This is a genomic window from Streptomyces sp. NPDC004788, assembly GCF_053601115.1.
Genome location: NZ_JBSGBF010000035.1, coordinates 15,821 through 40,554, shown reverse-complemented (window position 1 = coordinate 40,554; position 24,734 = coordinate 15,821). Strand labels below are relative to the sequence as shown.

Sequence of the window (24,734 nt, the reverse complement as noted above, 5' to 3'; positions counted from 1 at the left end):
ATGGATGACGCGTACGCCGCGGGCAGCGAGCTGGTCCTTCGGATGGAGGCGTCCGACGAGACCGAGAGCGCCGTGCTGCGCAGAGCCGTCGCCGCGCTCGGCCGGTTCGCCGGCGAAGACCTTCAGCCGAAAGGTGCCCGGAGCGCGCGCTTCCTCAACGGGGAGGGAGAGGCCATGACGGTCGCCCTCACGCATCCTGCTCATTCGGCACTCAACTCCTGGGTTCAGGTGAGTCTCGGCGATTTCGAACCGGATGGCGTCGGCTCGGTCTTCATGACCGTCCACCTGGACGAGCCGGGGGACGTTCTCCAGCAGGAATGGGAGATGGCCGTCGCCCTGACGACACAGCTCGTGGCGGGCCTCAGCCCGAGCCTGGTGCATCTGACGGCGTGGCACCTTGACGGTCACGGGCAGATCTATCCGTCCACGCGCCTTCGGCCCGGCTCCCACCTGCCGGAGGAGTTCGGACCGTGGACCTATGTCGCCGGTGTCGCCGGTGTCTCCGGCAAGGTGCTGACCGACCAGGTTCGCCGGCGACTCGCGGCCCTTCCCGCGTACGCCTCCCAGCCGCTCGGGGACGGCTGGCTGGTGAGAGCCGTCGAGAATCCCGCTGTCGAGCCGACCGAACATTTCCTGGACGCGCTGAAGGCGCTGGACACCGAACCGATCGCCTACCGAGCGGCTCGTCTCGCCGCCGCTTGATCGGTTGGAGCCGCGGCGGCTTGCGGGGCTCGCCGCCGGCGACGGGGGCGACCGGCGGCGGACCCGCACTGTTGAACCGTCGGTCAGCCGGCCTGGCCGGTCGGCATGATGGTGACCTGCTGGAGGTTCACCCGCGGCGGCAGCGTGGCGATGAAACCCACGGTCTGTGCGACGTCCTGCGCCGTGAGCCACTCCATGGTCCGCCTGGAGCCGTCCAGCCAGTCCCGGGCGCCCTGGTCGGTCACGTGGCTCTGCAGCTCGGTGCCGACGATGCCCGGTTCGATCGCCGAGACGCGCACGTTCTTCGCGCCGAGCTCGGCCCGGAGGTGTCGGGAGAGGTGGGTGACGTACGCCTTCGTGCCGGAGTAGACCGCGAAGTTCGGGAAGATGTTCTGCGCGGCGATCGAGGAGGTGTTGATCAGGTCGGCCACACCGCGCTCGGCGGCGGTCCGGACCAGTTGCGGGGTGAACGCGCCGATCGCGTTCATCAGACCGGTGATGTTCAGGTCGATCTGGTGCTTCCACTGGTCCGTCGCCAGTTCCTCGATCGGAGCGGGCAGCATGACGCCGGCGTTGTTCAGGAGCAGGTCGGCTCCGCCGAACTCGGCTTCCACCCGGTCGGCGGCGCGCTGCACGGCGGCGGCGTCGGTCACGTCGGCAGCGATCGCCACCGCGCCGCCGCCGTTCTTCTCGATACGGGCGACGAGGCCGGCCAGCCGGTCGGCGCGCCGCGCCAGGACGACGACGCGGGCACCCAGGGACGCCAGTTGCTCGGCGGACGCCTCGCCGATGCCGCTGGAGGCGCCGGTGACGACCGCGACGCGACCGGCCAGGGGCTGGGACATGGTGTGCGTGGACATGATGCGTACCTTCCAAGGGATGGGGGAGGGGGATCGCGGCCGGCTCTGTCAGCCGCACATCCAGCACACCACCCGGTCGAGCCCCTCAGAACGCCATGACTGGCCCTGCCCGAACAGGTACCCGCAGGGCCACCCTGGAGCGGATACGGCATCACTGACGTGTTCACACTGGAGCCATGGACCGCACCAAGGAGATCTCCGGCTTCCTGCGCTCACGGCGCGCGCGCATCACCCCGGAAGAAGCCGGCCTGCCCTCTGACGGGCGGGTCCGCCGCGTTCCCGGCCTGCGCAGGGACGAGGCGGCCCGCTTGGCCGGCGTCAGCACCGAGTACTACACGCGCATGGAGCAAGGGCGGGCGGGCAACCCCTCCACCGAGGTCGTGGAAGCGATCGCCCGCGCGCTACGGCTGGACGAGACCGAACGCGAACATCTCACCGACCTTCTGCGGCCCGGCACCGGCGCCCGGACCGCGCGCCGTGCGCCGGCCAGGGCCCAGCGGGTCCGTCCGGGCCTGCACCTGATGCTGGAGACGCTCAACCACGTACCGGCCTTCATCCTGGGCCGGCGCACCGACGTGCTGGCCTCCAACCGGCTCGCCAGGGTCGTACTCACCGACTTCGACGCCCTGCCCGCCACCCGCCGCAACCTGGCACGCTACTACCTCCTCGACCCCAAGGCCCGCGAGCGCGTGGGCGACTGGGAACGGATCGCCTCGGAGACGGTGGCCATCCTCCGCCTGGAAGCGGGCCGCTACCCCGACGACCGGCAGCTCGCCGACCTGGTCGGCGAACTCACCCTGCAGTGCACCGAGTTCACCACCTGGTGGAACGACCACCGGGTCCTGCGCCGCACCCACGGCGCCAAGCACTACCACCACCCCCTCGTTGGAGACCTGCACTTCTCCTACGAGTCCTTCCAGGCCCCCGGCGACCCGGAACAGACCCTGTGCGTCTACAACGTCGAAGCAGACTCCGAAACCGCCCAGGCCCTGCGGATCCTGGCCAGCTGGAACGCCCCCGAGACCACGGCACCCGCCACCCCGCGCCCCAGCTGACACCACCCCGTCCGTCCGATCCCGCGAAGCGTCGCCGCGCCGCGCCGTCAGGCCCGACTCCTGGCGCTGAGCTTCCTGACGTGCTCCAGGCCGCGGAAGAGGCCGGGGACCCGTTCGTGCACGCGATCAGGAGTCAGTCCTGGGGCACCGCGACGTATGCCTCCTTGGGCGTGGTGGTCGGTGTGTAACGGGACGCGGTGGGCGCGGTCGGGATCAGGTCCCGGTGGATCACCTTGGCCACGGCCTGGATCGTGTTGACGCCGTAGCTCATGGTGCTGTTGCCGTCGGTGAGCACGGAGACGGTGTAGTCGTGGCCGCCGCCCTGGAACGTGCCGATGCTGTGTACCCGCCAGCCGCGGGTGGCGCGCTGCAGCCAGCCGTTCTTGACGTGCACGGACACGGAGGAGGGGGCGCCGGCGGGGGTACCCCACCTCTGCGAGGTGATGACGTGGCCCATGAGCTTGAGAATGTAGGCGCGGGAGTTGTCGCTCAGGACGTTGTTCTTGGCGGTGATCAGTGCGAGCAGCCGCTGCTCGTCGGTGATGTTGATCTGGGTGAGCCCCCAGTAGCCGCCGGATCCCGGCACCGTCCGCGTCATGCCGGCGGCCGTCAGGAAGCCCTTCACCTTGGTGACGCCGAGCTGGTTCCACAGGGAGGTGGTGGCCGCGTTGTCGGACTGGGTGATCATGGCGGTGGCGAGGTCGGACTCGCGCGAGGTCAGGTACCGGTTGGTCTTCTTGGCGTCCCACAGGAGCGTGGCGAGGACGGTCACCTTCACGACGCTTGCAGAGTCGTACGAGGTCGTGGCGCGCAGGGTGCAGGTGGTGTTCGTGGTGCGGTCGCGCAGGCCGACGGCGACGGTACCGCCGCGCGTGGCGAGGGCTGCGGTGATGTCCCTCTGAAGCTTGGCCGCGAGCCCGGCCTTGCCCGACGTGCAGCTGACCTGCGGCGCGGTAGCGGCGGAAGCAGGCGCCGCGCCCGCGACGACGGGCACGAGCATCCCGGCGGCAGCCACGGCCGGAAGCACGCGGGCGCGCAGGGATATGTGGTGAGTCATGTGGGTCCCCCCCCTGGAAACGAAACGAACACGCCTACGGCGCATTCGCCTTGCATGACTCGTGAGCGTGCGGATGGTTGTGCGAATCCAGCGGATCCGGCGGATCGGCACCCCGTGGGCACGATGCGTGAGACAAGCTCTAAGCCGTGCGCGGTGCGGCCGACCTGGCGGCCCTCTCGATCTTCGCGCGGTAGGCGGCCCGGGCTTCCTCGTCGACCGGCTTCTCGTGTTCGGCGCGCAACCCGGTCCGCCCGTCGAGGCCCTCGCGCAGGATGTCGGCGTGCCCGGCATGCCGGACGGACTCGCCGAGGACATGCACCATGACGGCGAACAGGTTCGTGTTGGGGTAAGGCTCCGGCCACCACGGCACGTGGCCGGGGGCGTCGAGGGGCAGCTCGTTGATCGTCGCGTCCGAGTGCTCCCACGTGCGCCGGTAGAACCCGATGATCTGGTCGCGTGTCTCGTCCTCGGTCGCCCACTGATCGCTGCCGTCGGAGTCCTGCCACCGGGGCAGCGGTTCCGGAGAGGGACGGTCGAAGACCTCGCCGAAGTACCTGGCCTCGACGGTGGCCACGTGCTTGACCAAGCCGAGGAGGTTGGTCCCGGTCGCCGTCAGAGGTCGGCGGACGTCGTATTCGGACAAGCCGTCGAGTTTCCAGAGCAGCGCCTCACGGTCCCGCCGCAGTCTCCCGTGCAGGGTGCCCTTCGCGAATTCATCGATCATGCGGCATGAGCCTGCCATGGGCCGCTCGCGGTCTCAAGATCCATCCCGTACCTGGTCCGTCACTCCTGGCAGAGCCGGGGGCCTGGCGAGGCCACACTCACCGCTACGGGAGACTCACGCATCCTGCCTCGTCAGAGAACATCTTGGAGGCGCCGGCTCCACCCAGCGAATGCTGCGAAGCGCACGAAGGTGGAACCTGGCGGGAGCCGGCCACGTCCCAGCCCTGGGTGGCGCCGGGGAGTGCGGAGGTCGTGGGATGCGGGTACGGACGGGAGTGGTCGTGACGGCGCTGCTGCTCACGGCCGGTTGCGGCTCGGGGGCCAGGACCCCCGGGCCGGCGCCGGCGGATACGACTCCGGCATCCGTCGGCGTCGACTGTGGGACCGCCACGGAGGCGAGAGGCACCGAGGTGACCGTGACGGCGGCGGACAACGGCCATCGGATCTGCCTGGGGCGTCAGGGTACGGTCCGGGTGTCGCTGCCGGGGACGCCCGCCGTCCACGTGACCGTGTCGGGGGCGGCGTTGGCCGAGGTCTCGGAGCACGTCTTTCGGGGTGTGTCGGCGGGTACGGCGGTTCTGGCGGCCTCGTTCCCGGCTTGTCCGTCGCCTCCTCCGTCCGGTGGGGTGCGCTGCCTGGCGGTGGTGTCGTGGCGGGTCACCGTGGTGGTCCGGTGAACGTCTCATGGCCGGACGGGCCCGGACCGATGCCTGCGGTCCGGGCCCGTCCCTTTCATGTGCGGGTCATGTGCGGATCAGTGCGGGTCAGCTGGTGCTGAGCGCGGTGTCGTCGATGACGAACGAGGTCTGAAGGCTGGAGTCCTCCGTGCCGTTGAACTTGAGGGTCACGGTCTGCCCCGCGAAGGAGGACAGGTCGAAGGTCTTCTGCGTGTAGCCGGTGTTCTTGTTGAGGTTGGAGTACGAGGCCAGGGTGGTGGAGTTGGCCTGGACCGTCAGCTTGTCGTAGGCGGTCGAGGTGGTCGTCTCGGCGGTGTCGATGTGCAGGTAGTAGGTGAGGGTGGCGTGGCAGCCGGCCGGGATCGTCACCGTCTGGGACAGCGAGTCGGTGTGCGTGGATCCGTAGCCGTCGAGCCACGCCTTCCAGGAGCCGGAGTGCGCGGCCTCGCCGCTGCTGTTGTCGACGACGCCGGTGGTGGCGGTCCAGGGGCTGGCGCTGCCGGTTTCGAAGCCGGGGTTGCCGAGGAGCTGGGTGGTGGTGCAGCCGCCGCCGGTCGGGGTGATCGTCCAGGTGAAGGAGGCGTTGCCGGCGGCGTTGGTGGTGTCCTTGGCGGTGACCGTCACGTTGTAGGTGCCCGTGGTGGTCGGGGTGCCGCTGATCAGGCCGGTGGAGCTGTTGATGGACAGGCCGGGCGGGAGGCCGGTGGCGCTGTAGGTGAGGGTCTGGCCGCTGGCGGAGTCGGTGGCCTGGATCTGCAGGGTGGTGGCGGTGTTGACGGCGGTGGAGCGGTTGCCGGGGTTGGTCACGGTGACGGTGTTGCCGCCGGTGGAGCCGCCGGTGAACGCGGCGGTGCCGTTGGGCGTGCCGAGTCCGGTCGGGCCGTCGTAGCCGGACTTGGCGGTGCAGAGGTAGCTGCTGCCGCAGGAGCCGTTGGCGCCGCTGGTCACGTCGTTGAGCGAGGCGGTGTGGGCGTAGGGGTAGGACGACGGGTACGAGCCGGCGGCCGGGGTGCCGGCGAGGGCGTACACGGCGGCGATGATCGGCGCGGAGGCGCTGGTGCCGCCGTAGACGTTCCAGCCGCTGGCCTGGTAGCTGTCGTAGACGGCGAGGCCGGTGGCCGGGTCGGCGACGGCGGACACGTCGGAGACGGTGCGCTTGGCGCAGCCGGTGTCGGTCTGCCAGGAGGGCTTGGTGGTGTAGGCGGAGCAGCCGGAGCCTGCGCCGTTGCCGCCGGAGCTGGTGCCCCAGACGCTTTCGGACCAGCCGCGCGAGGTGCCGCTCGCGCGGGTCAGCGAGGTGCCGCCGACGGAGGTGACGTACTGGGAGGCCGCCGGGTACTCGACGCCGTAGCCGCTGTCGCCGGAGCTGACGGTGATGGCGACGCCGGGGTGGTTGAAGTACGAGGCGTCGGAGCTCGGGTCGGTGGAGTCCTCGCCGCCGCCGTAGCTGTTGGAGACGTACTTCGCCCCCATGGTCACCGCGCGGTTGACCGCGGTGCCCAGGTCGGCCATGGACGGCTGGTTCGCCTCGACGAGCAGGATGTGGCACTGCGGGCAGACGGCGCTGACCATGTCCACGTCGAGGGAGATCTCGCCGGCCCAGCCGGAGTCGGCGGTCGGGTAGTTGGTGCCGCCGTTCTGGTCGACCTTCTTGAAGCAGCCGTTGGCCGTGGTACAGGCCGGCAGGCCGTACTGGGAGCGGTACGCCGCCAGGTCGGACTCGGCGTTCGGGTCGTCGTAGGCGTCGATGATGGCGACGGTCGCGCCGGCGCCGGCCGAGGCGGGCAGGGCGTACGCGCTCTGCAGGTCGGTGGGGCCGTAGCCGGACGGCGTGATGTTCGGCGCTAGGCTGAGCTGCTGCTTGAGGTCGGTGCGGGCCAGCGCGTGGCAGGCCATGAAACCGGGCTTCGTCGGCTCCGAGCAGAGCCGCTGGGTGTGCACGCCGGAGGCGGCGGGCGTGGTGGGCGCCGTCGAGGCCGCGGACGGGGAGGCGGCGGCGAGCAGACCGCCGGATATCAGGGCGGCGGCCCCGATCACGGACGTCACGGCGCGGCGCGTCAGTCTTCCGGCGCGGCTGGTGGGTTTCGCTTGCAATGAACTGCCCTCCATGGGGGGTTCGGGTCCACGGCGTGGGTTACCGGCACACGGAATGTCAGGTCCATGACATGTCTCTGTGCGCGGCGCCGCGGACTACGAGTGGCACTGGTTCATTGATCCGGCTGTCACCACATCCAGTGGTGGCCACCGCAGAACGTAGTGAGAAGAGGCCCAAGGGGATACCCGCGAAGAGCAAAGGATTGCTCTCCGTCAGTGATCTACGGGTATACCGTGTGCTGCCATGGAGTTGGACGACGGTGCGGTCAACGACCTTGTCTCGCTGGGCCTTTCGCGCTACGAGGCGCGGGTCTACCTCGCGTTGGTGACGAGGGAGTCGCACACCGCGGCGGAGGTGGCCCGCGCCGCGCAGGTCCCTCGCCAGCGGGTCTATGACGTACTCGACGCGCTGGTGCGAAGGCACCTCGCCGTCCCGCGTCCCGGACGGGTCGCGAGGTTCTCGGCCGTGTCACCCGAGCTGGCCCTCACGCGGCTGATGGCCCTTCAGAGGGAGTCGCTGAAGCGGCTGGACCAGGCATCGGTCGCGCTGGCCGCGGTACTGAATCCGGTCTGGACCGCCGGACAGGCCCACACCGACCCGCTCGACTACATCGAGGTGCTGCGCGACCCCAAGGCGATCGCCGAACGGTTCGCGGGCATCCAGGAGCAGGCCGGACACGAGCTGCTCACCTTCTGCAAACCCCCGTTCGTCGCCCCCGCGGCCAATACGGAAGGCATCACGACCGTCCGCAGGTTGCGCCGGGCGGGTGGCACGGCCCGCGCCGTCTACACCTACGACGCACTCGACGACGCGGACGTGCTGGAGAACGTGCGCCGGTTCCGCGAGGCGGGGGAGGAGTCCCGGTTCGCGCCGGAGCTTCCATTGAAGCTGGTCGTCGCCGATGCCTCACTGGTCCTCTGCGACATGCCGGACCCCATGGCCGGCACCGGCGCCACGACCGCCCTGTTCATCGAGCACCCGGCTCTCGCAGCCTGCTTGAGGATGTCGTTCCTGGCGGTCTGGGATCAGGCCGAGGCACTGCCCGAGCTGAGCCACCCCGGACACCTCTGAAGGGCCGGGCGCTCGGTGTGGGCTCCACCGTCCTCGTCGCGGCCATCAACGAGTGGCTGTGACCAGCGCATTCGATAGACGCCCTGCAGAGAGACGCACCTCGGGCGGAGCGTAGGGGGGTGCCGTTCGTCGCTCGTCCGCCCCCCGCTCGGTGGGAAGCCGGATCTGCGGGTTGCGACGCGAGCCGGATGCGTCAAGTCACGGTCGGGCCGAATTCCGGCCATGACTTGCCCAGCAACGACACATGAATCCCTAGGGAAAGGCAAAGGAACGTTCCCGCTTCCATCGCGGGCTTGTTGTCATGTCACCGACATCCATAGGTTCTGCGCGACCCCGGCGCACACCCCGCGCCGGCGGCCGCACCGCGGACCCTTCTACACCTCTCCCGGTACACCCACACCCGAAGGATGTACGTTGCGCAGAACCGTAAACCTCACCGCCGTGGCCACCCTCGCCACAGCCGCCCTCGCGCTCGCCGCGCCGGTCGGCCAGGCGGCCCAGGCCACCTCCCCGCACAAGGTCACCGTCGCCCGCTCGTGTGCCGTCCCCACGGCGAAGGACGAGATGGCCTGCAACGCGCTCAGGGTCACCGCCGGCACCCCGCTCTCGGCACGCGCCGAGAGCGGCCTGACGGCCGCCGCCGCGCCCGCCGGATACGGCCCCGCCTCGCTCCAGGCCGCGTACAACCTGCCCTCCGCGACCGGCGGTTCGGGTCAGACCGTCGCGATCGTCGACGCCTACGACGATCCCAGCGCCGAGGCCGACCTCGCCGTCTACCGCTCCCAGTACGGCCTGCCGGCCTGCACCACCGCCAACGGCTGCTTCCAGAAGGTCGACCAGAACGGCGGCACCAAGTACCCGCGCGGCAACTCCGGCTGGGCGGAGGAGATCTCCCTCGACCTCGACATGGTCAGCGCGGCCTGCCCGAACTGCAGGATCCTGCTGGTCGAGGCCAGTTCGGCCACCATGACCAACCTCGGCACGGCTGTGAACACCGCGGTCCGGCTGGGCGCCAAGTTCGTCTCCAACAGCTACGGCGGCGGCGAGTCCACCAATGACTCGACCTACGACTCCTCGTACTTCAACCACCCGGGCGTCGCCATCACCGTCTCCTCCGGCGACAACGGCTACGGCGTCGAGTACCCGGCCGCGTCCAAGTACGTGACGGCCGTGGGTGGTACGTCCCTGAAGACCGCCTCCACCACGCGCGGCTGGACCGACACGGTGTGGAGCGGGGCCGGCTCCGGCTGCTCCGCGTACGACGCCAAGCCGACCTGGCAGAAGGACACCGGCTGCGGCAACCGCACCGTCGCCGACGTCTCGGCGGTCGCCGACCCGAACACCGGCGTCGCGGTGTACGGCACCTACGGTCAGGCCACCGGCTGGATGGTCTTCGGCGGCACCAGCGCCTCGGCCCCGCTGATCGCGGCGGTCTACGCGCTGGCCGGCAGCCCGTCCGCCGGGTCCTCCCCGGCGTCCTTCCCCTACGCCCACACCACCGCACTGTACGACGTGACCAGCGGCTCCAACGGCAGCTGCGGCGGGTCCTACCTGTGCACCGGCACCACCGGCTACGACGGCCCGACCGGGCTCGGCGTCCCGAACGGCACCGCCGCCTTCACCGGCTGAACGGCCCCGCACACTGTGCCGATTGGCGTGCCTGCATAACGGAGGGTCAGGATCGCCGCCTTGTCGCGGCGCTCCTGACCCTCCGCCACCGGGTCGGAGTCGGCGACGACGCCGGCCACCAGACCCGTTCCCGCCCCGTTCACGCACGACCTTCAACAGCCTGCGGTGACGTCGGTCCCCACGATGGGCCCCGCCGCAAGCCCCGGCGCCTGTATGCCGACCGGGGCCACGACTTCGACAAGTACCGCCGCCTGTTGTGGAGGCGGGACCTCAAGCCGCTGATCGCCCGACGCGGCGTCGCCGACGGTTCCGGACTGCGCAAGCTGCGCTGGGTGGTAGAGCGCGCCTTCGCCCGGCTGTACCAGTTCAAACGGCTCCGCACCCACTACGAACGCGGCGCCGACCCCCAACAGGGGGCTCCGGAGACCGCGACCCGCCTCGCGGACGACGACGCAGAGGAGACCGTCCCGGCGGCCGGCCTCACCGTGGGCGACACGATCCTCGTACGGCGTGGTCGCCGCCACCCTGCTGATCTTCGCGATCCCCCTGCTCGCGGGAGCCGATCTCCTGGCCACCCTGCTGCGCGCCATGACCTTCATGATCTTCGCCTCACCGTGCGCCGTCGTCCTCGCCGCGATGCCGCCGCTGCTCTCCGCGATGACCAACGCCGGCCGTCACGGCGTGCTGGTCAAGTCCGCCGTCGTCATGGAACGGCTCGGCCCGGCGGACGGACGCACCGCCGTCGTGGTCACCGTCGACGGCCGCCCGGCCGGCGTCCCCGGGATGGCCGACCGGCTCCGCCCCGAGGCCGCCACCGCCACCGGAGCCTTCGTGGCCTGCGACGCCGAGAGGCAGAGGCAGGTCCTGGTGGGCCTCAGCGGCCTGCGCCTGTTGGCGGACGGTGCCTGGCGCCGGGCCCGCCCGGAAGGGGGCGGGTGAGCCGAGCAGGCCAGGGGCTTCGCCTGCTGGACCACCGGACAGGGAAGGAGAGCGCCGGATCAGAAGAGCGAGTAGAGCAGTCGGTTCGGCGAGCCGGTGCCCGCGCCGTTCACCACTCCGGTCGTCGTGGCGGCCACCATGGCGTCCCTGACCTGCGCGGGAGTGGCCGACGGGTGTCCCGCCAGATAGAGCGCAGCCACACCGGTCACGTGCGGCGTGGCCATCGAGGTGCCGCTGATGGTGTTCGTGGCGGTGTCGTTCGTGTTCCAGGACGAGGTGATGCCGACGCCGGGCGCGAACAGGTCGACGCAGGTGCCGTAGTTGGACCAGGACGCCTTGGTGTCGGTCTTGTCCGTCGCGCCGACGGTGATCGCCTCGGACACGCGGGCGGGGGAGTAGTTGCAGGCGTCCTGGGCCTTGCCGCCCTGGTTGCCGTTCCCGGCGGCGATCGCGTAGCTCACGCCGGAGGCGACCGAGCGCTTGACGGCGTCGTCGAGCGAGGTGCTGGCGCCGCCGCCGAGGCTCATGTTCGCCACGGCCGGCTTGACGGCGTTGGCGGTCACCCAGTCGATGCCGGCGACGACCCCGGAGGTCGTGCCCGAGCCCTGGCAGTTCAGGACGCGCACGCCGACGATGCGCGCGCCCTTGGCGACGCCGTACGTCGAGCCGGCGGTGGTGCCCGAGACATGGGTGCCGTGGCCGTTGCAGTCGTTTCCGTTCTGCCCGTCGCCCACCGTGTCGGTCCCGATGACCGCGCGGCCGCCGAACTCCTGGTGGGAGGTGCGGATTCCGGTGTCGATGACGTAGATGCTGACGTTGGAGGCGGTGGTGTTGTACGTGTACGAGGTGTCCAGCGGCAGCTGGCGCTGGTCGATGCGGTCCAGGCCCCAGGTCGCGTTGGACTGGGTGCTGTCGACGGTGATCCGGGCGTCCTGCTCGACGTAGGCGACCCGGGGGTCGGAGGCCAGGCTGCGGGCCTGGGCGGCCGACGCCTTCACGGAGAAGCCACGCAGCGACGAGCTGTAGACGTGGGTGAGGGCGTCGTACCGCCCGGCCAGGCTCTCGGCGGCGGGGCCGACCGAGGCGGGGGCGGTGTCCTTGAGGACGACGATCCAGCTTCCGGCGATCGCGGTGTCCGCGGGAGCGAGGCGGACGTCGCCACGGTCCGCACCGTGGGCGGGGGAGGCGGCCAGCAGACCTGCGGCGAGGACGGCGGCGGGGATGAGCGCACGTGTACGACGCGCGGGAGATCTCATTCTCGGTAACCAGACCTTTCGTTGTCCGGGGTACGGGCAATTCGGGTCGTGCGGACGCTGTGGTCCCTCGGGCACGCCGAGTGGACATCGGTGACGGTCGGTCAGTCCGCCGCGCACAGCGGGGCCACCGCATCCCCCGCACACTCTCGTCGGCGAGAGGCGTGATGGGTGGCCTTGGATCGTCGACGACTGTCCCACGGGTGGTGAGCCGCCACAAGGGTGCGGGAGGGCGGGGGAGAAGCGCGGTCGTCACCCGGAAGGGCCCTGCGGATCCGGAGGCTCGGGGAGGGAGTGATGGGCGACGTCCTCAGGATGGCTACCGGCCACGCCGTGGCGAGCTGGGGAGAGCTCGACCTCCTGGCACGCCCCTCGAGGACCTCGCGACCCCGCTACGAACGAGCGCCGCCGTGCCGCCGGCACTTCACAGCCGCCGTCCGACGACGTGGAGCAGGAGGCGGGGCACGGCGGGCGGGGCACGGCGGGCGGGGCACGGCGGGCGGGGCACGGCGGGCGGGGCACGGCGGAACAGACGATGGCGGCGTCGCACCGGTCTGGACGTGCTCGAGGAAGGGCCGCCCGTCCCTCGGCCGCGGACTCCAGGGCCGTCAGGACCTGCCGGGCCCAGGAGGAGGTCCAGGAGGAGGTCCAGAGGGCCAAGAGGAGGTCCAGGAGGCGGGCCAGCGAGTCAGGCTGTGGTCGCGGCGACGGAGGCCGTCCAGGAGGTCGTGTGATCGCCTGCCTCTGTCGTCCGGCGCATCGGTATGCAGGCAGGCTCAGTGCTCGCGCATGTCCCTGCGCTCCTCATCGGTCCATTTGCGTGTGTCGCGTGGCTCCACAGAGGGCTCTTGGCCCCTGGGGTGACCCCCGATGATGGCGCGTTCGCGAGCCATCTCGGCGTCGAATTGCAGGCCGAGCAGGATCGCCAGGTTCGTGATCCAGAGCCCGGCATTCACGAAGCAGTCCCGTGCTACGACTCCGGCACCCCTCGTACGTGCTCGTGGCGCGCTCAGTCTTCCGCGCTGAAGCAGGCCACCGGCGGACTCCGGACGTGCCCGACGCGCCGCCGGGCCCTCCGCAACCCCGGCCGGCTACGGCAGTCGGCTGGTCCGCGGCCGACTCGTGGGCGCGGACCCGGTGGTCCCGGGCGTGAGCTGATAAGCCGTCACTTGTCACTCTCTCGTCGCTCACCGCAAAGGGGCTGGTCCATGCGAGGCACGCCGGCGATCCAACGACGACTCAACCGCCTGTTCGCCGCATGCCTGGGCGCGCTCCTCGCGGTCGCGACGCAGGTCGCTCCCGCCCGGGCCGACGTGGGGGACGTGACGGAGTACCCGATCACGACCCCCGAGAGCCTCCCCGCCGGGATCACCGCGGGACGGGACGGGGCGCTGTGGTTCACCGAGTCCAATGCCAACAAGATCGGACGGATCACGACCGCCGGCACCGTCACCGAGTTCGCCGTACCCACCGAGTCGAGCTTCCCGTTCGACATCACGCAGGGCCCCGACCGCGCCCTGTGGTTCACCGAGGGCTCCGCCGACAAGATCGGGCGGATCACGACCGCGGGCGCGGTCACGGAGTTCCCCCTGCCCGTAGCGGGCAGCTTCCCCACCGGCATCACACTCGGTGCCGATCGTGCGCTGTGGTTCACCGAGTACGGTGCGAACAAGATCGGGCGGATGCGGCCTGACGGAACCGTCACCGAGTACGCCGTTCCCACATCGGCCAGCTTCCCGTACCACATCGCGGCCGGCCCTGGCGGTGTGTGGTTCACGGAGCTGATCGCCGGCAGGATCGGCCATGTCGACCTCCTCGGGAACGTGACCGAGTACCCGCTGCCCACGGGGGACGAGTTCCCGTCCGACATCGCGGCCGGCCCCGGCGGGATGTGGTTCACCGCGTCCGACCAGATCGGGCGGATCACCCCGTCGGGTACCGTCACGCTCTTCGCCCGGCCGAACCCGGACGGAGGTGCCGACGGCATCACCCGCGGCCCCGACAGGAACATGTGGTACGCCGACCAGTCCGGCCGCATCGGGCGGATCACCCCGACGGGGGAGATCACCGAGTTCCCGGTGCCGGGCGCCGCGGACAAGGTGCCCTTCAACATCACGACCGGGCCTGACCGGAACGTCTGGTTCACCGAACTCTTCGGCAACGCCATCGGCCGCGTCGAAGCCCTCCCGGGCGGTGGGCACGGCCCGAACGCCACCGGCCCGCAGCCGACCCTCACGGGCCCGCGCCACCAGCGCCCGCGCCGCTTGCTGCCCTGCGGCATCGGGACACCCGCGGGGGCGTCCTCGTTCTGCCGCTGACGACACATCCGGCTCCGATGGCCGAATGGAATTCTTCCTGCCGCTGCTGCCCGAGGCACTGCGAGGACGCAAGCGGCAGGACGACCGCAGGGTCCTCAACGGGATCGTGTGGAAGTTCCGCACCGATAGCGCCGCAAGGAGGCTCCCAACCGGCGGCCGACACCACTTACGCACGCCTTGGACCGAAGGTTCCCGCGCCGGTCGCCTCGGCAAGGACCTGCGTGACGAAGCGATGACCGCTGGGACGGTTCCCGCTACCTCCTGAGGGAGAGCTCGTTGGACAACGAGCCAGACGGGACGGCCCTGGCGACTGGTCGCGTGGGTCCTGACAGGGGAGAGATACATGCCGGACACCGACACCGAGGTAGCGGGCAGTGCGGTCCGCGGCGGATCGCCGGACTCCGCCGTCGACCGGGTCGCGGACTTCTACGGCGCCTACATTGACGCCGTGGACGACGGCACCGACGACCTGGGCGACAACCTCCGCGGCCACTACCTCACCGAGGACCTCCGCCAGCGGCTCGCCGCCTGGGAGGAGGTCAACCATGCGGACGGCGTGCTGCGCGCCCAGGACGTACCCACCGCGTGGGAGGTGCGTTACCACGATTCCGGTGCCGGACACCTGTTCACCACAGTCACACTGACCTGGGGCACCGGCCCCGACGCCGGACACACCCGGCTGGCGGTGCAGAGCGACCTGAGCACCAAGCTCATCTCGGATATCGAAGATGCGTGACGCGGCTTCCGCACCTCCGGGGACAACGACGCGTTCGTCACGCCGCTAGGCCGTGATTTAGAGGTCGTAGATCTTGCGCGGTGACCGTCCGGGGTAGTGGCGGCAGGCCAGCCAGATGGTGAGATTGCGGGCGATATCGCCGATGCTGGTCGCTGTGGTGACCTCGTGCTCGCTGCGGCTGGCGTCACGCAGGACGATCTCGTAGCCGCCTTCTTCTAGGACGGCCACCGAGGCATACCAGACGGGGTCATCCTCGTCCGGCTGGATGGCGACGAAGGTGTTGTCGGAGTCGTTGAGGTCGCTGATCATCATGAACAGCGCATCTTCGGACGGGTCGTCGATGCGGTCGCCGTCCTCGCTGTCCGCGCCGTAGTACCGAGCTCCCATCGGTTGTTTGTCCTCTCGCGCCGCTCAGTGTGGTCGCGGGCAGCATGGCATGTGGGGCTGACATTTCGGTTCTCACAGCCGCTCGCCGATCGCGGCGATCAGGACGGTGGCCTCGAATCGGACAGCGAGTTTGTGGAACCGGGTGGCGCCCGCCCGGTTGCGCTTGAGCCGGTTGCTCCCGCACTCGACCGCGTGTCGGCCTTGTAGTCCTCTCGGTCGAAGGCCAAAGGCCGCCCGCCGGCCTTCCCCCGCGGCTTGCGGTTGGCCGCCTGATCGGCAGGCTCCGGGATCGTGCACCGGATTCCGCGCTTTCGAAGGTAGATCAGGTTGGTGCGGGAGGAGTACGCCTTGTCGCCCCGAACTCGCAGCGGACGGACACGGAGACGGCCAGGTCCGGTGCGGGGCACCCGGATGGCACTCAAAACGGCGGCGAACTGAGGGCTGTTACCGCGCTGACCAGCAGTGACAAGCGAGGACAACGGCCGCTGGCCCTGTTCACAGGCCAGATGGATCTTGGTAGTGAAGCCTCCCCTGGACCGGCCCAGACCGTGATCCTCGGGCTCGTCGCGGGTCCCGCCCGATGGCTCGTTCTGGGCCTTTCCATCACGGCGGGCGCCCGCGGCGTGCTGATGGGCTCCGCAGATCGTGGAGTCGACGTTGACCTCCCGCGTGATCTGCCCAGCCGCATCTGCCTGAGCCTGCAGTCGGGTGAGCAGTTTGGTCCAGGTGCCGTCACGCTGCCAGCGGCGAAAGAGTCCGGAGACCGTCTGCCACGGCCCGTACTCCGACGGCAGATCTCGCCACGGAGCACCGGTCCGCACCCGCCACCTGATCCCGTCGATCAGCCTCCTCCGGCTCACCGCCGGGCCGGCCCAACACCGCGACCGGCAACAACGGCTCCAGTATCGACCACTGTTCGTCGGAAAGGTCCCCTCGCCCCACACCGCGATCATCACGGCACAGGGCACGAGGTGAAGCCCACTTCCAAATGACGGCCTGGCCCGGACGGGCATCCGGAGAAGGGCGAGCGATGCCCGTAACGCAGCGCGGGCCCCGCAGCTCGCCGCGTGAGCTACGGGGCAGTGGCATGCCACTCCAGAGTCGCGGACTCGACCGACACGACCAGCCCCACATGGGCCCAGGAAATGTCGGAACACGCCGATCGCCTCGTGACCTGGGTGCTGGCGTCCGGGCCCCCGCGAACGGGCCAACCGCCGCCAGCGTTCTGCGTCGGGCACCCTTACTTGTTCCCGGTAGGAGAGTCGCGCTGGGGCGTGCCGACCGTCCCGCCGCCTCGGCTCACCGTCCACCCGCACAAACCGGCGGGCACCGGGTCCTGGCTGGCGCATCCCATCAGGCCGTGGGCCACGGGGCCTGATTCTTCGTCCGTTCCAGGTTGGAGGCGTGCGTTTCGCTGGCTCGGGGACGAGAACGTCCCGGCCGGAGGGCCGCGGCGAGGTTCCGCGTCGTCGGAGGCCGGGGTCGTCGGCGGCAGTGTTTGACCGGGCTGAGTTGTCGTCCGGGCGGTGGTGGTCCGTTAGAGCTAGGTCCATGGCCGTGGCCCCTCTACGCCTTGGGCCTGATCTTTATGGGCCGCGCGACGGCATAGCGTGCTGCTTCCGGGTCGTCCGTTCAAGGGGAGAGAGAGTATGAGCACTGCTGCACCGATTTCGCTGGTCACGGGCGGCAACAGGGGGATCGGCCGTGAAACCGCGCGCCAGCTCGCCGGACTCGGTCACGTCGTTCTGCTGTCCGCCCGTCGCCTGCAGGACGCCGAACGGGCCGCCGCCGACCTGGCCCCCGGCGTGCCCGGCAGGCTGCTGCCATGCCGGCTGGACGTGACCGACGCCGACGACGTCCGTGCCCTCGTCCGCCGCGTCGAGGAGGAGTTCGGGCGCCTCGATGTCCTCGTCAACAACGCGGCCATCAACTACGACACCTCCCAGCGAGCTGTCTCCGCCGACCTCGACGAGGTTCGCCGGACCCTGGAGACCAACCTGTTCGGCCCATGGCAGACCGCGCAGGCGTTCTTGCCGCTGCTGCGCCGTTCAGCCCATCCCCGTGTGGTGAATGTTTCCAGCGAATCCGGTTCCCTGGAGTCCATGTCCGGCGGTACCCCTGCCTATGGAGTCTCGAAGGCCGCCCTCAACGCCCTGACCCGCAAGCTCGCCGACGAACTGCGCGCCGAGCGGATTCTGGTCAACGCTGTCTGCCCGGGATGGATCGCCACCGACATGGGCGGCCCGGGCGGTGACCCCGTCGACCAAGGCGCGGCCGGCATCGTCTGGGCTGCCACCCTGCCCGACTCCGGTCCCACCGGCGGGTTCTTCCGAAAGGGTGAACCTCTGGCCTGGTAAGGAGAATCCGACCCGGGCTGGAGGAGTGCCGGGGCGGTTGAGGTGCCCGACCTCCTGGAAGGGGAGGTGATCGCGGCCGGGTAAGTTCTGGCCGTGGTCGTCGACTGGAAGATGGATCGGATCGGGAGTGCTCTGCGAGGCGAAAACCCCGCTGTTCTGGGGCGCTTGAGCGCGGGGTTCGCAGTGATCGGCGATGTGCAGTTCCTGCCGGGCTACTCGGTGCTCCTGGTGGATGATCCCAAGGTGGAGAGACTGTCGGACTTGCCCCGGGGCAAGCGGCTTGCGTTCCTGTCCGACATGGACCAACTCGGAGAAGCAGTCGAGCGAGTGTCCCGGCGCATGGATGCGGCTTTCCGGCGGGTCAATCTCGAGATCCTGGGCAACACTGACAGGTTCTTGCATGCGCACGTATGGCCACGGTTCGATTGGGAACCAGCCGACTTGGTGCGTGTGCCGGTCTGGCTCTATCCCCGCGACAAGTGGACCGACGAGCAGTTCGCTCTCGGCCCACAGCACGACCCGCTGCGCAAGGCGATCGAAGACGAGCTGAACCGCCTGCGGCCGGCGACGTGACGGCAGGCGGATGACGAAGCTGGGGCCGCCTTCAGCACCTGCGGAGGCGCTGAAGGCGCATTCTTGGGTGGGGGTCGTCGAGTCTCGTTCGTCCTCGACGTGGACGACGTGAAGCCCGGTGCCGTCCCGGTGGCGCTCGGAACGTCCGAACAGGCCGACAACCGATCTGCGACCGATCCTGAGGCTCATCGGGAACCGTCCGACCGGCGCATTCGTCGGTTACGCATGTGACTGAAGTGACGCCCACGCTGCCTGCCGACCACCGCGAACTGATCTCCGACCTGTCCGGGATCGTCAGCGACTACCCCTCTGTAGATCCCGAATCGACACTCGCCGTTCTCGCCGACGACGCGGCGGAGGCGCTCGGCCGCGTAGCCACCCCGGCGGGCCGCCGGGAGCGGACCGGGTACACGATCCTTCTCCATGCCACCTGCTGGTACGTCTCCGCACGCATCTTCAGCAAGTCCCTCTTCGACTCGTACACACGGGCCTTGGAGGGGTTCCGTACGCACCTGGACCGGGCCTCCTGCACCTGCCCGGCCGGCGCCCACCCCGCGGAGCTGGACTCGGAGTACGAGGTCGAGGCCGGGGTGAGCATGCTGACCGAGGACGGACGAGCCGTATTCGCCGAAGACTACGGACTCGACAGCGAGGAGTCGGCGGCGTTCGACTGCGAGGGGTTCCTCGCGGACCTCGCCGATGAGGCCCTGGGCCGCTTGCGCGAGGCACACGAGGAGCTCTTCGGCGGCATCGACGTCTCCCATCTGGACGCGCAGTTCGTCAGGGACGACGGCCGGCTCGACGTCGTCGCCATGCAAGAGGCGATCAGCCGTAGCTGGGAGGACAACACCGGCCCGGTCGCCCTGTGGTCCGCACGCCGTTGGCTCGCCGGGCAGCTGCGGGACGAGGAGCGGATCGGCGTGTTCCTGTGCCTGTGGATGGGCATCGCGCAGTCGTACGGGGGTCTGCCGCCCTCGTACGCACGCGACCTTGCCGCCGCGCTTGCCACCATCGACCTGGACGTCTCCTGCGACCATCCGCAGCACCCCTGGTCCACCGCCGATTCCACCGTGCAGTCCCGGTACCGCGCGGTGGTCCACCTGTACGCGCCGGACGACCACCCCGACACCCCGGTCCCCGCTGAACTCTCGGCGCGCGAGCTGTGGGAGTGCCCCGTGCAGTACGCCCAGTTGGCGCGGAAGGCGTTGGATGACCTGGCGGGATGGCGCATCATGCGCGGCGGCGGTGACGAGGACTGGGAGGACTGAGCGTACGGGGACCGCTGCGGCGCCCGTCATGCTTCCAGTCCAGCCGTGGCGTACGCATCCTCCGTCGGCAAGCGGGGGCGGTCAGGTGGGCCGGTCTCACCGTGGCCAAGCGGAGTGAAGACCGAGCGCGACGACGCCCAGCAGCGCCCCTACGCCCCACGAGCGGGGGAACCGTACGGCTTCCTGTAACCGGTGGCCGGGCATCCGTCCATGGACGAGTGCGATGAGCAGGCCGCAGACGAGCGAGTGCCGCCTCCGCGGGTTGTCGGGGCTGACTGGCGACGTCAGGAGGCATGCGCGGCACGTAAGTGCAGTGGTTCCGCGAGACGTCGACAACAGACGTTCTACACGGCTCGACTCACCCCCGCCGATCTCAGCAGTTCGCGGCAAAGCGTACGCATCCGGGCGGCGGCCTATGACTGTCGTCCCACTCGTGCTGCGCGGCAGCCAGTGATCCGCCTGCCAGCAGGGCCACCACCAGGTGTGCGGTCACGGTCCAGCGGGCACGAAAGACTGCCGCGAGAACGGCCAGGATGAGTACGGCGATCAGCAGCATCCGTAGCCGCTCGATGTGCGCAAGGCCAGCCGCGTCGATGCGTGCTCGTTCGCCTTGGGCTGCCCATACCTCCAGGCCGTAGCCGTATATCCAGTCCAGTACGAGCCACGCGGTCTCCAACAGGAACAGCGGGATCGCGAGAGCGAGGTCCACGCCCGGGCGTGTTCGGTGCGCCCAGGGGCGCCGGCGTTCCGGGGCTGGGAAGGTGTCGGCCATGAGTGAAGGGTGTCGCGGCCGGTGAGCAGGCGCATGAGTACCCCTACTCAACTGCGGAGTGGTGAAGCGGCAGTTGGTGAGTGGCTACGGTGACGACCCGGCACCCCCGGGGCCTGAGGCGCCCCGGCACCCCCGGCACCCCCCCGGCACCCCGGCGCCCGCGTAGCGGGGCGCACCGGGCTCCGGCCTCCCGGACCGTGGCCGCCCCCGCCCCGAGCGGGAATCCCGCGGATCGGCCGAGCTCGAAGGAGAACTGACGGCACGGGAGCCTCGGTCGTGATGGTCGCGGGAGCACCGCCGGAATCTCCAGCGGCATCCGCCGGAGATCGCCGTTCCCCCTGGCGCTGCGATGTGGAAAGCCCCGAACCCGCCCTCGCCGCCTCGGACCTGCACGTGGTGATGTGCTGTGCGATATGCACCGTTACCTGTACGCGGTGCTGAGCTGCGCTGTTGATGGGGAGTCGAACCCCCGCGTTGCTCTTCACGCGCCAGGAGTGGGCTGGAAAACCGCCAGCCCTCGGTGTGTGCACGCCTCCGAAGCCGCTACCTGCTCCACATCGTTCCAACCGGCTGGACTGGTCAGTCCAGCAGATCGACCTCCCAGTTCGTGCGCTGGATCCGCACGTCGACCTCTCGGATCTCCCGTGCGAGTGCATCCGCCTGACCGCGCAGTTCCGCGACCGGAAGCGCGGAGAGCATCACCAGCTCGGACCGGAGCTGCCGGCCGTATCCCCGTTCACCCTTACCCGCCGCCGCGTCCGCTGCCGCGGTGACCAGGGAGTGACGCAGCCGCAGGACATCCCGGCGTGCGAGGGCATCGGTGAGCGTGCCGTCCGGACCCATGTCCACGGTGGCGTTGGTCCGGTTGATCCGCCGGATCAACGATTCCAGAGCGTCCAGCGCCTCACCGGCCTCAGCCAACAGCTGAGCTGCATCCTCGGCGGGTGTCTCCCCTTCCTGGTATCGCGCACTGTCGACGACGCGCGCTCGCAGCTGCTCCACACGGCGCGTCGCTTCCGCGCGTTCTGCCAGTGCCTCGGCAAGCTTCACTGTCGCCACCTCCCGCTCCATGAGCCGACACGAGTATACGAGCGCAAACCAGCTCGTACGCACCGGGATTTCGCTCGGCTGAAGCCCTGAACAGCGACTGGAGCGAGAACGGACGGGCCCTCAGAACGCTTGGCCGAGAACCCGTCAACGAGTGGGAACGAGTGGGAACGAGTGGGAATCCGACGGCCTCAGCGCGACAGGACTTCAGCTGTTCCGTCGCACTGGGCATGTCTGTGGATCCTGTGCCGAGCTGCGAGGTTGCCGGTTTCGAAGAGAACACTCGGCCCGGCATTCTTCGTGAAGTGGTTTCAGCGGAGTCCACGAGTCGGCGTGGTCACCAGGGGACGACGCCGTCGTCCTCGAAGAACGAACCGGTCGGGCCGCCGTCGGGCAGGGTGGCGAGCCGGATCGCTGTGGCCGCGCCCTGTTCGGGGGTACGGGATCCGTGGAAGCCTGTGAAGTCGGTGGCGACCAGGCCCGGGCAGGCCGCGTTGATCAGGATGTTCGTATCGGCGAACTGCCGGGCGTACTGCACGGTGAGGGCGTTGAGGAACGTCTTCGACGGTGCGTAGGCCGCCATGACCGGGCCGATCTCGGTGTCCGGGTCCGACTGCCGGGTCAGGGAGCCGACGCCGCTGGAGACGTTGACGATGCGTGGCGAGGCCGAGCGCCGCAGCAGCGGCAGCATCGCGTTGGTGACCCGGACGACACCCATGACGTTGGTGTCCACGACCGTGCGGAACACCTCCAGGTCGAGCGCGGTCGGGTCCTGCAACCACCCGGGGCCCATCTCGCCCGAGATACCGGCGTTGTTGACCAGCGCGTCCAGGCGCCCGGCCAGCCGTTCGACCAGTTCCGCGGCACCGGTGACGCTCTGGTCGTCGGTCACGTCCAGTGGTACCCCGAACGCGTCCACGCCGAGGGCGCGCAGCTTCCCGACGGCGGTTTCGCGTCGGGCCTCGTCGCGGGCTCCCACGCCCACGCGGTACCCGAGGCTGCCCAGCCCGGCCGCGATCTCGTATCCGATGCCCTTGTTCGCGCCGGTCACCAGCGCGATCTTCGTTTCGCTCATGCTGATGATGTTGGCTCGCGGACGAGTGGCGCGGCCAACACCGATCCGGTGCACTGTGATACCTGCCAGGTATCACCGCGTATGCTGCGGCCGTGAACACCCTGGACACCCTGGACACGCTGGAGACCCGCGAGTTGAGGTATTTCGTGGCCGTCGCCGAGGAACTGCACTTCGGGCGCGCCGCCGAGCGCCTCGGCATGGCCCAGCCGCCGCTGTCGCGGGCGATCCAGCAGCTCGAACGGCGCCTCGGGGTCTGCCTGTTGCATCGGAACCGCCGCGGTGTCCGCCTGACCGGTGCCGGAGAGGTGCTGTTGCACGAGGGCCGGGCGGCCCTTGATGCGACCGCCGCCGCCGCTCGCCGAACCCGGCGTGCCGGCGGTGCCGACAGCCCTGACGGCCCCCGCAATCGGCTGGTCCTCGCGGTGAAGGCCGCCGCGTCGCACGATCTGCTGCGGAAGCTTCTCGACGCCTACGCGGCCGAGCCCGACAGCGCCGAGATCGAGGTGCTGCTGTGCAGCGTGGGTGAGCAGGAAGAACTGCTGCGCAACGGACGTGCTGACGTCGCGCTCATGCACACGCCGTGGAACTCCCTCGCCGGGTTCGACAGCGAGGCACTGACGACCGAGAGGCAGGTCGCCGTTCTGCCGGCGGGGCACCCCCTCGCCGCCCGCGAGACCCTGTCCCTGGCCGATGTCAGGGACATCCCGGGTCTGCCGCTCGCCCGCTGGCCCACCCGCGGTGCCTACGCGCCCGGCCCTGGCCCCGAGATCCACAACCAGACGCAACTGGCCCAGCTGATCGCCCTCGGACGCACCGTGGCGGTCGTGCCCGACTCCGCCCGCTCCTGGCTGTGGGCCGAACACGCGGCCGTCCCCTTGACCGACGCACCTCCCGTCGTTACCCACATCGCCTGGCCCGCGCACAGCCGCTCCCTCACCCTGGCCGGCCTGGTCCGCACGGCCGCACGGCTGTGACCAGGCCCTGCCCCCATCGGCCACCACCACCGGGACGGCTCAGACACGACGGGGGTCTGCGGGACCGGACTGCACCATCCGGTTGATCGTCATGAAGGACGGCGACACAGGTGCCGCTCGGCAGACCGTGCTGGAGACCTTTCACCTCGGATTCGGAAGCTCTTGGAACATGGACAGGCCAAGGGGTGGTGGCACTGGGGGGAAGGGTGTGTCACCGCCGCGTGGCGAGCCACGGCTGCAGCGTGACTGCCATGGGGTCAGATCTACCTGCGAGGCGGCCATGATGAGGCCGGGAGTCCGTTCCAGTCAGGTGGGTCATTTCCTGTTCTGCGGCAGGTTCCTGGCGGACAAGGTGAGGCGGCGGCGCACGAGGTCGACTTCGACGATCCGTACGGTGATCTCGTCTCCCTTGCTCACGATCCGGTCGGGGTGCTCGACGGGCTCGTCCCCGAACTCGGTGTTGTGTACAAGGCCCTCGACGCCGTCGGCGATGCGGACGAAGGCTCCGAACGGGATCAGCTTGGTGACCTTGCCGGTGGTGACAAGGCCTGCTTGGTCCGCGAAGGGAACGAGCGGGTCCTCTTGGAGAGCTTTCAGCGATAGCTGAACTTGTCCACGCCGGGTGTCTACGTCGATGATCTCGCCTACGACCCGCTGGCCGGCCGTGACGGCGTCTGCGGGATGGTCGATCCGCCGCCAGCTCAGTTCGGGGCCCCTGATGAAACCGGTGCACTGATCGACCGGTTCGCCGTCGAGGTTCACGAACACACCGAAGTTGTGGACGCTCTGTACCTGGCCTTGGTATGTTGCGCCGCGCCGAAGGCCGAGAAGGAACGCTCGCAGAGCCGGGTCCTCGCACGCTGAAGCGGAGGCCCAGACGCGCTCCTGCTGCCAGTCGACGGCTATCACTTCGAAGGTGAGCTGCTGTCCGATGCTCACAGCTTCGGATGGATGCCCGATCGGTTTGCGGGTCAGATCACCGCGAGGGATGTGCCCCATTGCTTTCCTGGGGCCGGAGAACCCGTCCAGTTCCACGAGCACCTCTCGGTCGTCGATGCTGATGACGCGGCCGGTACGGACTTCGCCGGCTCGTATGGTGTTCAGGAAGTCCTTCAGGGGCTCGCTCGGCAGGGGTTCGGTCACGGCCACGACTCTAGGCCAGGGGC

Annotated in this window: 20 protein-coding genes and 5 pseudogenes; 13 read left to right on the top strand and 12 right to left on the bottom strand. The window is 69.7% G+C overall.

Features of this window, described 5'->3' with window-relative positions; all coding sequences use genetic code 11:
• The gene (locus tag ACWEJX_RS17740; RefSeq protein WP_451608350.1) at positions 1 to 702 is read left to right on the top strand and encodes a hypothetical protein; all 702 of its coding nucleotides are present in this window, start codon (positions 1 to 3) and stop codon (positions 700 to 702) included.
• A gap of 83 nt (positions 703 to 785) precedes the next feature.
• On the opposite strand, the gene ACWEJX_RS17735 is transcribed toward ACWEJX_RS17740, so the two are convergent.
• Positions 786 to 1,562 carry an SDR family oxidoreductase gene (locus ACWEJX_RS17735; protein ID WP_451608349.1) on the bottom strand — a complete coding sequence of 259 codons (777 nt, stop codon included), beginning with the start codon at positions 1,560 to 1,562 and terminating at the stop codon, positions 786 to 788.
• A 176-nt stretch (positions 1,563 to 1,738) separates the two neighbouring features.
• Between ACWEJX_RS17735 and ACWEJX_RS17730 the strand changes: the two genes are divergently transcribed.
• Positions 1,739 to 2,617, top strand: a complete 879-nt coding sequence (locus tag ACWEJX_RS17730) for a helix-turn-helix transcriptional regulator (RefSeq protein WP_451608348.1) — start codon at positions 1,739 to 1,741, stop codon at positions 2,615 to 2,617.
• Between the two features lie 133 nt (positions 2,618 to 2,750).
• Here ACWEJX_RS17730 and ACWEJX_RS17725 read toward each other — a convergent pair whose 3' ends face one another.
• From ACWEJX_RS17725 to ACWEJX_RS17715, 3 genes are all read right to left on the bottom strand, one after another.
• Positions 2,751 to 3,674 (bottom strand): serine hydrolase, encoded by a 924-nt coding sequence (locus ACWEJX_RS17725; protein WP_451608347.1) that lies wholly within the window; start codon positions 3,672 to 3,674, stop codon positions 2,751 to 2,753.
• A gap of 139 nt (positions 3,675 to 3,813) precedes the next feature.
• Positions 3,814 to 4,398 carry a DinB family protein gene (locus tag ACWEJX_RS17720; protein ID WP_451608346.1) on the bottom strand — a complete coding sequence of 195 codons (585 nt, stop codon included), beginning with the start codon at positions 4,396 to 4,398 and terminating at the stop codon, positions 3,814 to 3,816.
• Between the two features lie 763 nt (positions 4,399 to 5,161).
• A complete protein-coding gene (locus ACWEJX_RS17715; protein WP_451608345.1) occupies positions 5,162 to 7,183 on the bottom strand; it encodes a putative Ig domain-containing protein in 2,022 nt (673 codons plus the stop codon).
• A gap of 229 nt (positions 7,184 to 7,412) precedes the next feature.
• Between ACWEJX_RS17715 and ACWEJX_RS17710 the strand changes: the two genes are divergently transcribed.
• The 4 genes and pseudogenes from ACWEJX_RS17710 to ACWEJX_RS17695 all read left to right on the top strand — a co-directional run.
• Positions 7,413 to 8,240 carry a TrmB family transcriptional regulator gene (locus tag ACWEJX_RS17710; protein ID WP_451608344.1) on the top strand — a complete coding sequence of 276 codons (828 nt, stop codon included), beginning with the start codon at positions 7,413 to 7,415 and terminating at the stop codon, positions 8,238 to 8,240.
• Between the two features lie 414 nt (positions 8,241 to 8,654).
• Positions 8,655 to 9,869, top strand: coding sequence for a S53 family peptidase (locus ACWEJX_RS17705; RefSeq protein ID WP_451608343.1), 1,215 nt, complete (start codon positions 8,655 to 8,657; stop codon positions 9,867 to 9,869).
• 173 nt (positions 9,870 to 10,042) lie between these two features.
• Positions 10,043 to 10,309 (top strand): annotated as a pseudogene (locus ACWEJX_RS17700) (IS5/IS1182 family transposase); the annotation flags it as partial.
• Between the two features lie 55 nt (positions 10,310 to 10,364).
• Positions 10,365 to 10,598: pseudogene (locus ACWEJX_RS17695) on the top strand (heavy metal translocating P-type ATPase); the annotation flags it as partial.
• Positions 10,599 to 10,867: 269 nt separating this feature from the next.
• Here ACWEJX_RS17695 and ACWEJX_RS17690 read toward each other — a convergent pair.
• Both ACWEJX_RS17690 and ACWEJX_RS17685 read right to left on the bottom strand, forming a co-directional pair.
• Complete coding sequence (locus ACWEJX_RS17690; protein ID WP_451608342.1) at positions 10,868 to 12,064, bottom strand: S8 family peptidase; 1,197 nt, start codon at positions 12,062 to 12,064, stop codon at positions 10,868 to 10,870.
• Between the two features lie 773 nt (positions 12,065 to 12,837).
• Positions 12,838 to 13,005, bottom strand: a pseudogene (locus tag ACWEJX_RS17685) (ribonuclease BN); the annotation flags it as partial.
• Positions 13,006 to 13,269: 264 nt separating this feature from the next.
• Between ACWEJX_RS17685 and ACWEJX_RS17680 the strand changes: the two are divergent.
• From ACWEJX_RS17680 to ACWEJX_RS17670, 3 genes and pseudogenes are all read left to right on the top strand, one after another.
• Positions 13,270 to 14,379 carry a Vgb family protein gene (locus ACWEJX_RS17680; RefSeq protein WP_451608341.1) on the top strand — a complete coding sequence of 370 codons (1,110 nt, stop codon included), beginning with the start codon at positions 13,270 to 13,272 and terminating at the stop codon, positions 14,377 to 14,379.
• A 25-nt stretch (positions 14,380 to 14,404) separates the two neighbouring features.
• A pseudogene (locus tag ACWEJX_RS17675) lies at positions 14,405 to 14,527 on the top strand (IS5/IS1182 family transposase); the annotation flags it as partial.
• A 195-nt stretch (positions 14,528 to 14,722) separates the two neighbouring features.
• Complete coding sequence (locus ACWEJX_RS17670) at positions 14,723 to 15,115, top strand: hypothetical protein (RefSeq protein ID WP_451608340.1); 393 nt, start codon at positions 14,723 to 14,725, stop codon at positions 15,113 to 15,115.
• 57 nt (positions 15,116 to 15,172) lie between these two features.
• Here the strand turns inward: ACWEJX_RS17670 and ACWEJX_RS17665 are convergent, their stop codons facing one another.
• On the bottom strand, positions 15,173 to 15,502 hold the full coding sequence (locus tag ACWEJX_RS17665) for a hypothetical protein (protein WP_451608339.1): 330 nt from the start codon (positions 15,500 to 15,502) through the stop codon (positions 15,173 to 15,175).
• Between the two features lie 72 nt (positions 15,503 to 15,574).
• Positions 15,575 to 16,444 (bottom strand): annotated as a pseudogene (locus tag ACWEJX_RS17660) (IS5 family transposase).
• Positions 16,445 to 17,151: 707 nt separating this feature from the next.
• Between ACWEJX_RS17660 and ACWEJX_RS17655 the strand changes: the two are divergent.
• The 3 genes from ACWEJX_RS17655 (at position 17,152) to ACWEJX_RS17645 (ending at position 19,700) form a co-directional block, all read left to right on the top strand.
• Complete coding sequence (locus ACWEJX_RS17655; RefSeq protein WP_451608338.1) at positions 17,152 to 17,859, top strand: SDR family oxidoreductase; 708 nt, start codon at positions 17,152 to 17,154, stop codon at positions 17,857 to 17,859.
• 111 nt (positions 17,860 to 17,970) lie between these two features.
• Positions 17,971 to 18,432, top strand: coding sequence for an HIT family protein (locus tag ACWEJX_RS17650; RefSeq protein ID WP_451608381.1), 462 nt, complete (start codon positions 17,971 to 17,973; stop codon positions 18,430 to 18,432).
• Positions 18,433 to 18,659: 227 nt separating this feature from the next.
• Entirely contained in the window at positions 18,660 to 19,700 is a 1,041-nt protein-coding gene (locus ACWEJX_RS17645; protein ID WP_451608337.1) for a hypothetical protein, read from the top strand.
• 373 nt (positions 19,701 to 20,073) lie between these two features.
• Here the strand turns inward: ACWEJX_RS17645 and ACWEJX_RS17640 are convergent, their stop codons facing one another.
• From ACWEJX_RS17640 to ACWEJX_RS17630, 3 genes are all read right to left on the bottom strand, one after another.
• Positions 20,074 to 20,472, bottom strand: coding sequence for a DUF6234 family protein (locus ACWEJX_RS17640; protein WP_451608336.1), 399 nt, complete (start codon positions 20,470 to 20,472; stop codon positions 20,074 to 20,076).
• Positions 20,473 to 21,051: 579 nt separating this feature from the next.
• A complete protein-coding gene (locus ACWEJX_RS17635; RefSeq protein ID WP_451608380.1) occupies positions 21,052 to 21,522 on the bottom strand; it encodes a DIP1984 family protein in 471 nt (156 codons plus the stop codon).
• A 334-nt stretch (positions 21,523 to 21,856) separates the two neighbouring features.
• Positions 21,857 to 22,594, bottom strand: coding sequence for an SDR family oxidoreductase (locus tag ACWEJX_RS17630; RefSeq protein ID WP_451608335.1), 738 nt, complete (start codon positions 22,592 to 22,594; stop codon positions 21,857 to 21,859).
• 110 nt (positions 22,595 to 22,704) lie between these two features.
• Here ACWEJX_RS17630 and ACWEJX_RS17625 point away from each other — a divergent pair, with 110 nt between their 5' ends.
• On the top strand, positions 22,705 to 23,568 hold the full coding sequence (locus ACWEJX_RS17625) for a LysR family transcriptional regulator (RefSeq protein ID WP_451608379.1): 864 nt from the start codon (positions 22,705 to 22,707) through the stop codon (positions 23,566 to 23,568).
• Between the two features lie 315 nt (positions 23,569 to 23,883).
• On the opposite strand, the gene ACWEJX_RS17620 is transcribed toward ACWEJX_RS17625, so the two are convergent.
• Positions 23,884 to 24,711, bottom strand: a complete 828-nt coding sequence (locus ACWEJX_RS17620; protein WP_451608334.1) for a S1 RNA-binding domain-containing protein — start codon at positions 24,709 to 24,711, stop codon at positions 23,884 to 23,886.
• Positions 24,712 to 24,734: the final 23 nt, after the last annotated feature.

Excerpts from the sequence above, each read along its gene's own strand:
- ACWEJX_RS17710 (WP_451608344.1), top strand. The coding sequence starts at position 7,413 with ATGGAGTTGGACGACGGTGCGGTCAACGACCTTGTCTCGCTGGGCCTT.
- ACWEJX_RS17665 (WP_451608339.1), bottom strand. The coding sequence starts at position 15,502 with ATGGGAGCTCGGTACTACGGCGCGGACAGCGAGGACGGCGACCGCATC.
- ACWEJX_RS17725 (WP_451608347.1), bottom strand. The coding sequence starts at position 3,674 with ATGACTCACCACATATCCCTGCGCGCCCGCGTGCTTCCGGCCGTGGCT.
- ACWEJX_RS17670 (WP_451608340.1), top strand. The coding sequence starts at position 14,723 with ATGCCGGACACCGACACCGAGGTAGCGGGCAGTGCGGTCCGCGGCGGA.
- ACWEJX_RS17735 (WP_451608349.1), bottom strand. The coding sequence starts at position 1,562 with ATGTCCACGCACACCATGTCCCAGCCCCTGGCCGGTCGCGTCGCGGTC.
- ACWEJX_RS17650 (WP_451608381.1), top strand. The coding sequence starts at position 17,971 with ATGGATCGGATCGGGAGTGCTCTGCGAGGCGAAAACCCCGCTGTTCTG.
- ACWEJX_RS17730 (WP_451608348.1), top strand. The coding sequence starts at position 1,739 with ATGGACCGCACCAAGGAGATCTCCGGCTTCCTGCGCTCACGGCGCGCG.
- ACWEJX_RS17690 (WP_451608342.1), bottom strand. The coding sequence starts at position 12,064 with ATGAGATCTCCCGCGCGTCGTACACGTGCGCTCATCCCCGCCGCCGTC.
- ACWEJX_RS17680 (WP_451608341.1), top strand. The coding sequence starts at position 13,270 with ATGCGAGGCACGCCGGCGATCCAACGACGACTCAACCGCCTGTTCGCC.
- ACWEJX_RS17715 (WP_451608345.1), bottom strand. The coding sequence starts at position 7,183 with ATGGAGGGCAGTTCATTGCAAGCGAAACCCACCAGCCGCGCCGGAAGA.
- ACWEJX_RS17740 (WP_451608350.1), top strand. The coding sequence starts at position 1 with ATGGATGACGCGTACGCCGCGGGCAGCGAGCTGGTCCTTCGGATGGAG.
- ACWEJX_RS17720 (WP_451608346.1), bottom strand. The coding sequence starts at position 4,398 with ATGATCGATGAATTCGCGAAGGGCACCCTGCACGGGAGACTGCGGCGG.
- ACWEJX_RS17655 (WP_451608338.1), top strand. The coding sequence starts at position 17,152 with ATGAGCACTGCTGCACCGATTTCGCTGGTCACGGGCGGCAACAGGGGG.
- ACWEJX_RS17630 (WP_451608335.1), bottom strand. The coding sequence starts at position 22,594 with ATGAGCGAAACGAAGATCGCGCTGGTGACCGGCGCGAACAAGGGCATC.
- ACWEJX_RS17640 (WP_451608336.1), bottom strand. The coding sequence starts at position 20,472 with ATGGCCGACACCTTCCCAGCCCCGGAACGCCGGCGCCCCTGGGCGCAC.